Origin of the sequence: Vibrio nomapromontoriensis (assembly GCF_050337205.1) — a bacterium.
GTDB lineage: Bacteria > Pseudomonadota > Gammaproteobacteria > Enterobacterales > Vibrionaceae > Vibrio > Vibrio nomapromontoriensis.
Genome location: NZ_JAKJSS010000007.1, coordinates 65,026 through 79,209, shown reverse-complemented (window position 1 = coordinate 79,209; position 14,184 = coordinate 65,026). Strand labels below are relative to the sequence as shown.

The window sequence follows — 14,184 nt, the reverse complement described above, 5'->3', positions numbered from 1 at the left end:
CTAGGTTACTGAATATTTATTGATAAACACAAACTTAAATCGTCGCGTACTCAATTTGAATATCAGGGTTAATAGCCTCTAATGTGGCTTGAGTATCAGCAAGGTGGCTAATTTTACCGTTGGCGAGCTCTACTAACGCAGCGGTTTTAATGTCATTGATTGATTTACCTGCCAACAACAGTTGTCCAAGTGCAACTTGTAGCGGTGGTAGACTAGGGTTGAAAGCTGCATTTTCAGCATAGGCACCTTGAAAAGTGCTGCCACCGTTCAGCTCAACTGAGACACCGCTAAGGTTACTCGTATAAGGGGCGTGGCTACGATTCAGTGCAACCAGCGCTTTTTCCATTAGGGTGCTGACGTTATCAATAGAATTATTGTGTTTAACTGGTGTCATCAATCCTTCAGTGATCCCGAGATCTTTAGGGCCAAACGATTCAGGTAGGTATTCTTGTAATGTCTTTGCGTCACGTTCAGGCAATTGGATAACAAGATCTTGAGCGGTGGTAAGCTCGTTCATAAACTGACGACAGTGACCGCAAGGACTGAAGTTAATGGTAATGTCTTTTACGCCGGTCTCGCCTTTCATCCATGCGTGGCTGATTGCGGACTGTTCGGCATGAACAGTCTGGCCAAGTTGCGCGCCAAGAAACTCCATATTTGCACCAAAATAGAGTTTGCCTGATAACCCTCTCACGATAGCTCCAACATAAAAGTCGGAAATAGGTGCGTATGAGTACGCAGCTGCGAAAGGCAGCAATGCAACGCGTAATTCGTTATCGGCGAGCCCAGACACAGATAATAACGCCTCGAACTGTGCTGGAGTTAATGTAGCGTCGAAATTTTCGTGAGTGACGATAGGCTTTAGGTATCGACTAATAGCTTCTGGTGCTTCGGCTAACACTGAATCGAAACGATCCGTCATGCTTGTTCCTCTAATTTGGCTAATGTGTTTTTATTCATTCTATGTAACTTAGTGAAAAAATAGAGTGATGAAGATCACTCTATTTGATGTAACGATGGTTAACATTTCACAATTAGAGTGATGTCACACCATTGTTGCACTGAGGTTTACGATTTGAGCAACGGACATCTCGTCGATGAGCTGGCTTCACATTAATTGCCCTAGCCAAAGCGAAAATGCAAAAAATGAAGGTGCGAGCACTGAGGTTATGACACCGCAAATAACCAAAGCGAGAGAGCTGAATGCAGCATCTTTTGAATCTTTCTCTGCGCAAGTTGCGGTTCCTAATGCGTGAGAGACGGTTCCCATTGTTAACCCTTTGGCAATAGGGTGAGTCACACCGAGTAATTGATAGAGTGGGTAAGCTAAGATGGCACCAAATAGTCCAACGAGTAAGACGAGGATAGCAGCAATAGCCGGTTCTCCACCTAAATGGCTGGACACTTCCATCGCGATTGGGGTGGTGACAGATTTACCCAACAAGCTTGCGACTAATGTCATGTCAGCACCTAGCCACACTGCGATTAGCGAGGCGGTGAACATTGACCCAATACTACCAACGCTGCAGGCTAGAAGAATAATGCGCCAATTGGCTCGAATCTGAGGTATTTGTTCATACAGTGGATAGGCAAGGGCGACAACCGCGGGTTGCAGAAGAAAGCTTATCCATTCGTTGTCTTGATAATAAGTGTCAAATGGTACGTTGAAAGCAAGCAGTACCGGAATCAATATGACGATGCTAATAAGTAGCGGGTTGAACAATGGGTTCTTTACTTTCTGAGCGATAAAGCGAGCGAAAAAGAACACAATAATGGTCGCAAAAATCCACATTATTTATTCCCCTTCTTTAGAAAACGGTCAAGGAAGACAGAGAGCCCAATGAGGACGATCATCGTGCCACCAATTGCGCTGGCTAATATAGGCAATGCGTTGTTAATTAAGGTGTCGAAGTGGTTCATCAATCCGACACTGACGGGCACAAAAAGCAAAATCATATAGCGAATAAATGCATGGGCACCAGGCTGTACGACTTTGACTGGAATAACCCCGGCAGCCATCAGTATAAATAGTAATAACATGCCAAAGACGCTACCTGGGATAGACACATTGAGCAGGGTTTGAATGGTGTTTCCCGCGAACAGTGCAGCAAAAATCACAGTGAATGACAAAATATAATGAAGCGCAGTTTTGATCATGGCACCCTCATTTCGGTTTGGAACTAGTGACAGGTCAGTACTAGTTATCAGTAAAGTTAGTGATTGAATGACGTGCAGTCATAGATAATTCACGTATGGATGCGCTATGAAAGCCTCCATATGTGACGGTTGGGCAAGTTCTACGAGACTAGCTTTTCAACATAGCGGTAGACGGATTTCAATACCGTCATTTTTTGCTCGTCAGATTCGTTGTCTAGTACCAGATTTTCAAGACCAAGCATGTAGTCTTCAATTCGGTTTTCAAATTGTTCTCTACAATGGTTTGCCCACTTCAATTGTTCATGTTCGTCGAGTGTCCAAGGATAGTGGCGAGCACGATATCTGAAAAGTAACGGCTCAATTCTTGAATCACTAAATGAGATGTCTAGCGCCGCCAGATTATTCGGTTCGGTTTCTAGAATAATATCCATTGCCGCGCGATCAGATGGAGAGAAGAACGCACTATAGAGTTGAGTATCTACATCGTTGTCGTTATCAAACTCACGTTCGATGTTGTATAGCCCGATAAGTTTTTCACGAATTTCAGGGTTCTGCTTAAGACGTGAGAGATTGGTAAGACATTGCTGGCGGTCTATTCCAATGATTTCAGCGTTTTCAGCGGTGAGTGTTTTGGCTGGAGCCAAAATTGGGCATTTATTTAAGTGAATCAGCTTCAGTGGCACGGGTAGCTCATTCGGCGCTAAGTCTTCGCGTTTGGTGTAGAGTCGAGCATGTAATTCTTCAACCGATAAATCCAAAATAGGTTGAGGGTCTTTCGCAAGGTCAGCAACAATGACCGCATTTTGGTTAGTCGGATGCCAAGCAATAGGCACTACCCAACTGGTATATTGACATTCTCTTCCGAGCATACCTGATACATGCATAAGGGGCGTCATGTTTACGATGTCGACGAGTTCATTGAGTTTGCGCTTATTACGCATGGAGTAAAAGTAATCAAACAGCTTGGGTTGCGCGTTCTTAACTTTTTTTGCCAGTTCTATCGTGGCGATGACGTCAGCCATTGCGTCATGAGCGTTACTATGTTCAATGCCATTTGCTACCGATAAATGTTCCAGTTTGAAACTGGTAAAGCCATCTTCATTTTCAGGCCATTCAATACCCTCTGGACGCAACGCGTGGCAGGTTCGCATTAAGTCCAATAAATCCCAACGAGAGTTGCCATTTTTCCAACTCCAAGCGTATGGGTCGATAAAGTTACGATAGCAAGTATAACGCGTTACTTCGTCATCAAAGCGTATACTGTTATAACCAAGGTTAGTGGTGTTTGGTGTCGCCAATTCATGGTGTATTTTTTTGATGAATTCAGGTTCGCTTAGCCCTTTTTCCATGCACAATTGTGGTGTAATGCCTGTGATCAGTGCCGCTTCTGGGGAAGGCAAGTAATCAGAGGGTGGCTGGCAGTAGATGACAAGAGGCTCACCAATGATATTGAAATCCATATCTGTTCTAACACCAGCAAATTGACAGGGACGATCGTTAGCTGGACTAATTCCCCAAGTTTCATAATCAAAAAAGAAATAGCTGGGTTCGTGTTGCTGTGACATGGTCTTTCCTTAGTTCCTATCAGAGAGTGGCTGATGGAGGTTATTACTGAAGTACACTGACTCTACTTGAAGTGATGGTAAGTTATTAGGTATAGCCCTTAAGCAAGCGAAGATGCAGGTTTAAAGGGAATGGCACAACCATCAGCAATATCAAGTGGTTTGGTACAGAGATAACATCTATTAGACCACTGAGCTAAGTTCATGGCAAACGAGATCACGGTTTAATCCAGCTCAGATGAGTGATGGAATGCGGAAAGTCTTGATCTTGCATGAATATCGCTCGGTTTCTGTTGCTTAGGCTGTGATTCGAGGCTCCGGTGTCCGACAAGTTTTACGTAACGACAGGTAATGGTTTACTTATACGGACACCTTGGAGCGTGTGTTATTGCACTCGGATATTTACTTGTTTGTCTAGTTTCTCAAGCAATACATCTCGTTTAAATGGTTTAGGGAGGTAATCATCCATACCACAATCAAAACACTTTTGTATGTCGTCATCTAGAACGGAAGCGGTGAGGGCGATGATGTGCTTACGAGCTAAATTTTTAGAAGATTCGTATTGGCGAATGGCAACCGTGGCGTCAAAACCGTCCATAATGGGCATCATGCAATCCATTAGAATAAGCCCAATACGTTCATGTTGCTGTTGATAAATTGTACTGGCCTCTTGTCCATTGTTTGCGATGACAAACTCGATACCGAGCTTTTTCAAATTGATGGACACTATTTGTTGATTCACCTTGTTGTCTTCAACAATTAGGATCTTGGAGTTTGATAATGGTAGGGATTCGATGATTGCCTGAGGCACTTGGGCTGGCTCTTGTTCAAATGCTGATCTTATGGTGTGACTCAGTCTCATGCCAAATACTGGCGAGGTGATAAATGCAGCAACATCGAGTTCATCATGAGCGTTGGTTAGCTGGTTATCTCTTAGAAAAACGATAGGGTGGGACGTTAACTGTGCTGCGTGTTGACGGTAGACCTTAATATCATCAAGGATGACGACCCGTCGTGGGGTGGCGCTTTCTGACACTAAAGCGTTAGGTGCAACGACGGTAGACTGGAAACCAAATCGACGCAGCTCTTCAACAAACAGCGAGTTCGCGTGATGGGTAATGTACAGTACGGATATGTGTGATTGCTGGGTAAGTTGCTGGTCGTCTCGCTCAAACTGTAATGAAAAAGAAAATTCACTGCCTTGCCCTTTGGTTGAGCTCAATTGAATGTTTCCGCCCATCATGGTGATCATTTTTGATGAAATTGCTAAGCCAAGTCCGGTTCCGCCGTATTGTTGAGAGGTTGATGAATCCTCCTGTCTAAACTCCTCAAAGATATGTGTTTGTTTCTTTGGGTCAATACCAACGCCAGTATCTCGAACTGCAAGATGGATCGTCACGGTAGAACTCTGTTGTTCCATCATTCTAGCGGTAAAAGTGATAGTGCCCGTTTCCGTAAACTTGATCGCATTTGAAGCGAGGTTCATAAGCACTTGTCTTACTTTTTGTTCGTCTGCTTTTATATAGTTGGGTAATTGGGGGTCAATATCGATAGCAATCTCTATGGATTTTTGTTGCGCTTTAGGCACGATGAGTGCAGCCGTATCGAACAACACTTCTTTAATTGCACAGGTATGGGGGCAGATCTCGAGATGCCCGGATTCAATCTTAGAAAGATCCAAAATGTCATTGATAAGCATTAGTAAAGTTTGCGACGAAGAACTAATCGTTGAGAGGTAGTCTTTTTGAATGGCGTTAAGCTTTGAATCTGTGAGGATTTCGGTCATCCCCAAAATGCCATTCAGCGGGGTTCTGATTTCATGAGACATATTTGCTAAGAAAGCGCTTTTAGCACGATTAGCTTGCCTTTCGTGTTCTCTTGCGTCTATTAATTGCTTTTCTAGTAATGATGTTTGGCGAATGACGTAGAGCAACGTGAGAATGATGGCCGCAATCAAAGCGATCGTGGTCAAGGTTCGGTAGTTTTCGTAAGTCGCCATTTTATTGGTAATTTGGTTAGGTAAAATGTCAAATAGCGTATTGAGTTTGGCTTCAAGCTGATGAACCGTGGTGCGTAAGTCACCGTGGCGTCCGTCGTTGTGAGTGTAACCAAAATCTTTATACGCTGATTGCAGCGTATAAAAAGCTAATTTGAATTTAGCAAAGGCATTAAATAATTCGAAAGAATGTTGCTGAGCAGCAATTTCGCTTTCCATCTGATTCAAAGTACGATCGATGCGTGGTAAAACCTTAACGTCAAAATCGGAAAAAAACTGATACATCAAGTCTTGCGTCGTTAAGGCAATATGATCTAATGAGGGGTCATTGCTCTTAATAAGCTCATGCCCCAAGCTAAGTGAGCTATCCCTTAGGTTATCGATGAGTCCGTTTTGGTGGTCACTACCATGAATAACGACAACAAGGTCAGCGAGCGACAGAAAGGATTGAACGTAATTGTCTATGTAATTAAGGGCATGCTGGTTAGAGTAATCGGTGTCTATACCAGAGCGTTGAATTTGCTCATTAACTTTGCTTAATTGCTCCGTTAACGTTACGTAGCTGTCTTGCATCTTTTCAATGTACTGACTATCCACTCGAGCGATAAAGTCTTTTTCATGTCGCCTCATTAACAACATGCCATTAGACGCAGTCAAAATATCACTCTTAAGTGACATCAACTGATTCTTTGAACGCTCAACACTATATTCCGTATAAAAAAATAGCGCCAAAAAGCCCAATATTGTTGCGGCACCCACCACCAACGTTTTTCGAATATTACGTGCATGAAACGGTTCAGCTTGAGGCATGGTTCCAAGTCCTTTAAGTCGTACCACGAGTGTCATTTGTTGTCGTGAATATAGAGAGTAACAAAAATGTCACATTTAGACAAAAGGGACCTTTTTGGAGAGTGACATGATGTGGTTTAACAATTTAAGCCTCAAAATTAAGGTAATGGTACCGGTAATTTTGATGGCGACGATATTCGGTGGATTGGTAGTTTACAATGCGTCGTTGTTTAGTAAGCAGGCTGCTATTAATGATCAGTTAAATAATGAAATTCAGCCGGTAATGAACGCTTTAGAAGATGCCTATCGCGATTTTTACCAAGTATCAACGGCCGGATATGCGTTTATAATTGCAACAGACAACAAAGAAGAAGTAGAGAAGCAGCGCTTTGAATTTGAAGATAACGCTTACAATGCCGTGCCACGAGTGAGCCGGGTTCAGGAACTGATTGACGTAGGTGTACTAGACCGACGTTTTTCTCCTTACTTAAAACAGCTATTGGCTGATACGAAGGTATTTGTGAGTGAATACGAAGCGTTGTTTGCCTCTCCTAGTGATGCTTATCAGCGTTTTAATGACAGAGAAAAGTCGATAACTGGACTATTTGTCGACATAAGAAGCAACTTAAAGGTGATTTTGGACGAGATTGAGCGTCTACAAGACCAAGCGCGAATTGACAGTGAACAAGCGGTAACAGAAGCTGAACTAGCAATAGAAGTGGGTACTGTCGTTGCGATATTTATTGCTCTCGTTGTTGCGGTTTTTGTATCGAAGCTCATCGTTGCACCAGTTATCGTGCTCGAAAAATCAATGGCCGAAATTGCCTCTGGTGATGGTGATTTAACACAGCGCGTAAAGGTCGAATCGACCGATGAAATTGGCCATTTAGCGGGATCGTTTAATCAATTTGTCGATCGCATCCAAACCACCGTCTCTGAAGTTGTTGAGTCCACATCTGAGGTAAGAGAGCACACGAACGTGTTGATTAACTTGGCCAGCCAGATTACGCGAGCTTCACAGTCGCAACAGCAAGAAAGTGAAATGGTCGCCACTGCAATTAATGAAATGCGCGCCACGAGCGACAATGTGAGTCAAAACGCACACGAGGCAGCACAAGCAACCGATCGTAGCGCAGACGAAGCAAGGCATGCGAATGAAGGCATCGGGTTAACCGTATCTTCCATTGAAGGCTTGGCTCAAGAGTTAATTACGTCCGAAGAAAGCGTTCACCGATTAACGAGTGATGTCACCAATATTGCGTCTGTGCTGGATGTTATTCGAGGGATTGCTGAACAAACTAATTTATTGGCATTGAATGCGGCTATAGAGGCAGCGAGAGCAGGTGAGCAAGGGCGAGGCTTTGCCGTTGTTGCTGATGAAGTTCGTTCTCTCGCCAGTAAGACCCAAGAAAGTACAGGCGACATTCAAACTATGATTGAGCGCTTGCAGCAAGGCGCATCGGTAATGGTGCAAGCAATGGAATCTAGCCGCTCAACGAGCAATGAAACGATCAGTCTTGTTCAGACGGCTTCAACCTCTTTAGCGGAAATTACCAGTTCAATTACAATCATTAATGAAATGAATGCACATATTGCGACTGCTGCAACTGAACAAACCGCAGTCAGTGAAGAGCTAAATGGTAGCATTCAAAAAATAGCCTCCGACAGCCACAAAATGTCAGATATCATTAAGCAAGCGGAGCATGCATGCATCACTTTGGAATCACGGTGTGAAAACTTAGATAGAGCTGTGGGTCAATTTAAAGTTTGATCAGTTGTTAGGTTCATAATCGAATGATGAGTGTTTAAAACAGAGTCGCATACCCCCTACGGGTTATGTGACTTTGATCGTATTTATCAGTGTTGTATTTCTTTCCAGCCAGTCTCACCAAAACAGTGCAACCAAATGAGCAAATGTAACAGGTTGCATCCTTTCGTGATGCCAATAATATGGCACATAGTAATCCTTATATTATTCACACGCTTATATTGTTAGAACTAATAGGTGTAATAATTGATATGTTCATTATGAGTGCAGTTATTTAGCTTATATCTTTTAACAAGCAAGAAACACATCGCTAACATCTATTTGAATTTCTATATTTATCAGCATCTTATGGTTTCTATTTTTTCTTTGGTAAATTGAAAATATGTGAGTTGTCAATTTCACACTGATGTGTGATGACTCGCTACTAATTGTCTATCGTTTGAATTTAATTGCTGTATCTATATTAAGTTTTTATTAACATCGATTTGTTTAGAAAAGTTGTAACATTTGCAAGGTAAATTAAATAATAAAGATAAACATCATTCTAAATATAGAGTGGAACAGATTTTGAGATTGGTTAATAGTTAGTTGTTAGGAATGGAGTCAAGGAATGAAAAAACTTGCGTTAATTACGGGGTCAAAGGGTGGTATAGGTTCAGCAATATCCTCTCGCCTTGTGGAAAACGATTATCGATTGATCGCGACTTATTATACAGGTAAGTATGAGTGTGCGAAAGAATGGTTTGAATCAAAGGGTTTTACTGATGAGCAAGTTCGTTTATTTGAGCTTGATGTGACCAATACGAACGAGTGCCAAAGAAAGCTTGAAGAAATTCAAGAAGAAGAAGGCACTTTTGATTTAGTTGTTAATAATGCCGGTATTACTCGAGATGGACAGTTTAAAAAAATGTCTGCAGAAGCATGGTTCGAGGTTATTAATACCAACTTAAATAGTGTCTTTAATGTAACGCAACCCTTATTTGCGGCGATGTGCGAAAAGGGAGGGGGACGCGTTATTAATATTTCCTCAGTAAACGGTCAAAAAGGGCAGTTTGGGCAAGCTAACTATTCGGCCGCGAAAGCAGGCATGATTGGTTTTACCAAGGCATTAGCCGCAGAAGGTGCTCGCTCAGGAGTAACCGTCAACGTTATTGCGCCTGGTTATACTGGAACACCGATGGTGGAAGCGATGCGTGAAGATGTGCTTGATTCGATCAAGAGCACAATTCCTCTTAAGCGATTAGCTAAACCTGAAGAAATAGCGGCGGCCGTCGCCTTTTTAGCTAGCGACGACGCAGCGTATATTACGGGTGAAACGCTATCCGTCAATGGCGGCTTATACATGGCTTAAGGAGAGTAGGCAATGAAAAAAGTATATATCATCGCTGCGAAGCGAACCCCGATTGGTAGTTTTGGTGGCAGTTTGAAAAATTGCTCAGCGGGTCAGTTAGCGGCTCAGGCCATAAAGGGTGCGCTCGCATCTTGTGCTGTTAATGAAGCTGACATTGATGAGGTTATTGTTGGTAATGTTATTAGTGCAAACCAAGGAATGGGGGTTGGGCGACAGGCTGCGCTCTACGCGAATATTCCAGAGCAGGTTCCTGCGTATTCGTTGAATATGGTTTGTGGCAGCGGTATGAAGTCAATCATGGACTCAGTCTCCCATATTAGGGCGAGTGAAGCTGATGTCGTGGTTGCTGCTGGTGTTGAGGTAATGTCGCAGATTCCATTTACCCTACCATCCAATGTACGCTCTGGGCATAAAATGGGCGATATGTCAGCGAAAGACTTACTGGTATCTGACGGATTAACAGATGTATTCAATGGCTACCACATGGGGGTAACGGCAGAAAACGTCGCTCGTGAAATCAATATTTCGCGTGAGGATCAAGATGCGTATGCATTAGAAAGCCAAATGAAGGCTGTTGCCGCGATAGAAGCTGGGCGCTTCAATGATGAAATTGTTCCTGTTGACATTAAAATTAGGCGCCAACCCGCCCAGTTTACAACAGATGAGTATCCAAAATCTGATGCAACGTTGGCAGGCTTAACTAAGTTAAGGCCTGCATTTGACAAGGAAGGGACGGTAACGGCTGGGAATGCATCTGGTATTAATGATGGAGCAAGTGCTGTCGTGATTGCTTCTGAAGATGCCGTTAAGCGATTAGGTTTAACCCCGCTTTGTGAAATTGTGTCAACGGCACAAACTGGCTTAAGCCCTAAAATTATGGGGTTAGGACCCGTCGAAGCGGTTAAGCAAGCTTTAAATAAAGCCGAACTTTCGCTATCTGATGTGGATACATTTGAGTTTAACGAAGCGTTTGCAGCACAAGCTCTAGGTGTTATTAGAAGCCTGGCAGAGGAGTGCTCAGTGCCGTCTGAGTCGATTATAGAAAAATCCAACCCTAATGGTGGTGCAATTGCACTTGGACATCCATTGGGTGCATCGGGAAATCGAATTGTGGTGACGTTAATTCATGAAATGATGCGCGAAAATCACACTTATGGTGCAGCGACATTATGTGTGGGTGGTGGAATGGGTACGGCACTTATTCTAAAACGCTGTTAATCAATTTATATATTGTAATGCAGCTATAAATTATTAATTAAATACTGAACTGTTATTTCTAGGAGAGCGACTATGTACACAGATATTTTTAAAGTAATTAACGAGCAATCAGAAAAAACACTCGAACCTTATGCGAAATTTAGCAAGTTAATGACAAAAAATGTTGAAACATTGACCGAGTTACAACTAAATGCTATGCGAACGTATAGTGAATTAGGTCTTTCCCAGATGAAAGCTGTAGCGGAAGTGAAAGATATTTCTTCTTTGACTGTTTTTAACACGCAGCAAGTTACGTCACTAACTCGTTTATCACAACAAATGATGGATGATAGCAATAAGCTTCAACAGGTTGCTAAAGAGTTTAAAGATGATATTGAAACATTGACGACCGAGACAATTAAAACTAATACGCCAGCTTAATTAGGCCATATAAGTATATGTTAGGGGTTTCGGGGTACATCGTATCTCGTGCCCCTTTTTTATTTTTTAGAAAAGGGTTTGAATTATGTTTCAAAACTTCTTTTCGGACTACCTTGTAACATTGCAGGAAAGTAACCAGCGATGGTGGAAAGATTTCGAGCAGGGCAAGGCAGCCGTTAATAATCCGCTTTCAAAAGCGATGCAAGAACTCAATATAGAGGATACTGCAGAATTCATGGATAAAGCATCTAAGCAGCCAGCAGCGATGCTTGATGTTCAGATGAAATGGTGGATGCAACAGTTAGAAATTTGGCAGCGCGCTGCCCTTCAAAATGATAAAACAGACGTGATATCTGTCGAGAAAGGTGATCGTCGCTTTGAAGATGCGGCATGGAGAGATGAAGCGTTTTACAGCGTTATCAAACAGTCTTATGTACTGTTTAGTCAAACCTACCTCGACACCATAAATGCGGTTGAAGGTGTTGATGAAAAGGCGAAAGAAAGGTTAGCTTTTTTCTCTCGACAAACCTTGAACGCCTTGTCGCCAAGCAACTTTATCGCAACTAATCCTGAGTTACTTCAATTAACGTTGGAGCAAAAAGGGGAAAATTTGCTCTCCGGTATGCAGCAGCTTCAAGAAGATATGGAGGCCAGTGCCGACGTGCTTAAGATCAGAATGACCAATACTAAGTCGTTTGATATTGGCAAGCACGTAGCCAACACAAAGGGGGATGTCGTATTTAAGAATGATCTCTTTGAGTTGATTCAATATCGACCGTTGACAGAATCCGTCAATTCGACACCGCTACTCATTGTTCCGCCTTTTATTAATAAGTATTACATACTAGATCTTCGAGAAAAGAACTCGATGGTTAAGTGGCTTTTAGAGCAAGGCCATCCGGTTTTCATGATGTCATGGCGTAACCCTGGAGCGGAACAAGCAACAATAGAATTTGGTGATTATGTCACTGAAGGCGTCGTTAAAGCCGTGTCAGCAATCGAGGCAATCACAGGGCAAGAACAAGTGAATGCTGCGGGTTATTGCATTGGCGGAACCGTGCTTGCTTCAACGGTTGCTTACTATGCTGCGAAACGCATGAAAAAACGTATAGCGTCGGCGTCATTTTTCACTACGCTTTTGGATTTCGAACAACCCGGTGAGGTTGGAGCATACATTAATGACACGATCGTTAGCGCTATTGAAGCGCAAAATAATGAACAGGGTTATATGGACGGTCGTTCTTTAAGTGTGACGTTTAGCTTGTTGCGAGAGAACAGTTTGTATTGGAACTACTATATAGACAACTATCTAAAGGGAAACAGCCCGGTTGATTTTGATTTACTGTATTGGAACAGCGATAGTACCAATGTAGCGGCATCAACGCACAATTTCTTACTTCGGAAGTTATATTTGGAAAACCAGTTAGTCCAAAATAAGGGCGTAAAAGTAGGAGGCGTGTGGATTGATCTGAATAAAATTCGTATCCCTAGTTATTTTGTTTCTACTAAAGAAGACCATATTGCTTTGTGGCAAGGTACCTATCGAGGTGCATTGCAGGTTGGTGGAAACAAGACATTTGTATTGGGAGAATCTGGTCATATTGCTGGCATTGTCAACCATCCTGCAAAGGAGAAATATGGTTATTGGACTAACTCCACACTGGAAGAGTCAGCTGATGATTGGATGAACAACGCAGAGCATCAAAAAGGGTCTTGGTGGATTCATTGGGATAAGTGGTTGAGTCAATTTAATGCTGATGAGAAGGTTGCTCCCTATTCTGTGGGCAATGAAGCGTTTCCGGTACTGTGCGATGCGCCGGGTCAGTATGTGTTGCAAACGTTACCCATTGAGAACTCATCGGCAGGTTCCAATGCCGATCACTCAAAGGCTGAAGTTTCAGAAAGTACATAAATCGGCAGTTGAATTGGTCATTGGTATAGTTCACCTTATCAAATGAAAGCAATTCAAAACATGCAGTACAGATAAAGTGAGTGTGGAGGCCTAAATCATGGTTTCTACACTGCTTACTGCTTACTGCTTACTGCTTACGTACGTATTTCCTCACAAAGTGAAATGAACGCATTTAAAAACTCCTTTAGGCCTTAGACCTTAGACCTGAGTTTAGTGCTTATCACTTTTCCTATTTATCGATTCGTCTATCTGTCAGTAACGAGCTAGGCGCAATACGTAACGCCTTAGCGTGTATCCGTAAAATACTTTAAACTCTTTAATAAATGCATAAAATACTAAGTGTATTTTCAAGTATTGAGGTTGTCATGGATATCGAAACGTTAGAACAAAAAGTCAGCTATATTCTTGGGCGAGAAGTGGCCACGGAGTTAGCAAAAAAGTCGTTTCCTAAAATGAACATCAAAATTATCCAAGAAGCCATTATGGATACGTTCTTGCAAAAAGAATGGCCTTTTGATCCCCAGAATGCGGAGTCATTGAAAGCCGAACTTGAAGAGCAAAGAAAACAGGCAGAAACCACGTTAGAGCAGCAAAAAGCCAATTATGAACGTGAGTTCTTCACCAAGAATGGCCAACGTGACACAGTATTGAGCCACAGTTCCGGGATTCAGTATGAAATTCTAAACGAAGGAAATCATCCTGTAGATGTGACACCACAGAGTACCTTATCCGTGCGTCATAAAACTTGGCTATTGAATGGGCAGTTAGTTGATGGATCTGCGCATTTACCTCAACCGATGACTGTTCAGCTACATCAAGTACCACTTGCATGGATGGTGGCGTTGAAAGAAATGAATGTTGGTGCGACGTGGCGACTGTATGTACCTAGTCATCTAGCTTACAAAGAGAACACCCATCAAACCGTTCCTGCTGATACTGCGGTCATTTTTGATTTGCACGTAGAACAAGTGATGTAATAGATTTTAGTAGAGAGATATAACCCAAAAAACC

10 protein-coding genes and 2 pseudogenes are annotated in these 14,184 nt (G+C 42.5%); 6 read left to right on the top strand and 6 right to left on the bottom strand.

Features of this window, described 5'->3' with window-relative positions; genetic code table 11:
- Window positions 1–34 precede the first annotated feature (34 nt).
- From cdd to L4D05_RS04410, 6 genes and pseudogenes are all read right to left on the bottom strand, one after another.
- Complete coding sequence (gene cdd, locus L4D05_RS04435; RefSeq protein ID WP_428793158.1) at window positions 35–922, bottom strand: cytidine deaminase; 888 nt, start codon at window positions 920–922, stop codon at window positions 35–37.
- A gap of 186 nt (window positions 923–1,108) precedes the next feature.
- Window positions 1,109–1,792, bottom strand: a complete 684-nt coding sequence (locus tag L4D05_RS04430; protein ID WP_265672909.1) for a CidB/LrgB family autolysis modulator — start codon at window positions 1,790–1,792, stop codon at window positions 1,109–1,111.
- Window positions 1,792–2,157: a CidA/LrgA family protein gene (locus L4D05_RS04425; protein ID WP_265672908.1), complete on the bottom strand. Its 366-nt coding sequence runs from the start codon at window positions 2,155–2,157 to the stop codon at window positions 1,792–1,794. Before L4D05_RS04425 ends, L4D05_RS04430 begins: the two co-directional genes overlap by 1 nt.
- 140 nt (window positions 2,158–2,297) lie before the next feature.
- Complete coding sequence (gene sbcB, locus L4D05_RS04420) at window positions 2,298–3,722, bottom strand: exodeoxyribonuclease I (RefSeq protein ID WP_428793157.1); 1,425 nt, start codon at window positions 3,720–3,722, stop codon at window positions 2,298–2,300.
- A 382-nt stretch (window positions 3,723–4,104) separates the two neighbouring features.
- Window positions 4,105–4,584: pseudogene (locus tag L4D05_RS04415) on the bottom strand (response regulator); the annotation flags it as partial.
- Between the two features lie 315 nt (window positions 4,585–4,899).
- Window positions 4,900–5,718, bottom strand: a pseudogene (locus tag L4D05_RS04410) (sensor histidine kinase); the annotation flags it as partial.
- A gap of 913 nt (window positions 5,719–6,631) precedes the next feature.
- Here L4D05_RS04410 and L4D05_RS04405 point away from each other — a divergent pair.
- The 6 genes from L4D05_RS04405 to L4D05_RS04380 all read left to right on the top strand — a co-directional run bounded on the left by L4D05_RS04405 (window position 6,632) and on the right by L4D05_RS04380 (window position 14,150).
- Window positions 6,632–8,275, top strand: coding sequence for a methyl-accepting chemotaxis protein (locus L4D05_RS04405; RefSeq protein WP_428793156.1), 1,644 nt, complete (start codon window positions 6,632–6,634; stop codon window positions 8,273–8,275).
- A gap of 607 nt (window positions 8,276–8,882) precedes the next feature.
- Window positions 8,883–9,623, top strand: coding sequence for an SDR family oxidoreductase (locus tag L4D05_RS04400; protein WP_428750754.1), 741 nt, complete (start codon window positions 8,883–8,885; stop codon window positions 9,621–9,623).
- Between the two features lie 12 nt (window positions 9,624–9,635).
- Complete coding sequence (locus tag L4D05_RS04395) at window positions 9,636–10,841, top strand: acetyl-CoA C-acetyltransferase (RefSeq protein WP_428793155.1); 1,206 nt, start codon at window positions 9,636–9,638, stop codon at window positions 10,839–10,841.
- 72 nt (window positions 10,842–10,913) lie between these two features.
- The gene (locus L4D05_RS04390) at window positions 10,914–11,261 is read left to right on the top strand and encodes a phasin family protein (protein ID WP_428750752.1); all 348 of its coding nucleotides are present in this window, start codon (window positions 10,914–10,916) and stop codon (window positions 11,259–11,261) included.
- 85 nt (window positions 11,262–11,346) lie between these two features.
- Window positions 11,347–13,173, top strand: coding sequence for a class I poly(R)-hydroxyalkanoic acid synthase (gene phaC / locus L4D05_RS04385; RefSeq protein ID WP_428793154.1), 1,827 nt, complete (start codon window positions 11,347–11,349; stop codon window positions 13,171–13,173).
- Between the two features lie 365 nt (window positions 13,174–13,538).
- A complete protein-coding gene (locus L4D05_RS04380) occupies window positions 13,539–14,150 on the top strand; it encodes an FKBP-type peptidyl-prolyl cis-trans isomerase (protein ID WP_428793153.1) in 612 nt (203 codons plus the stop codon).
- Window positions 14,151–14,184: the final 34 nt, after the last annotated feature.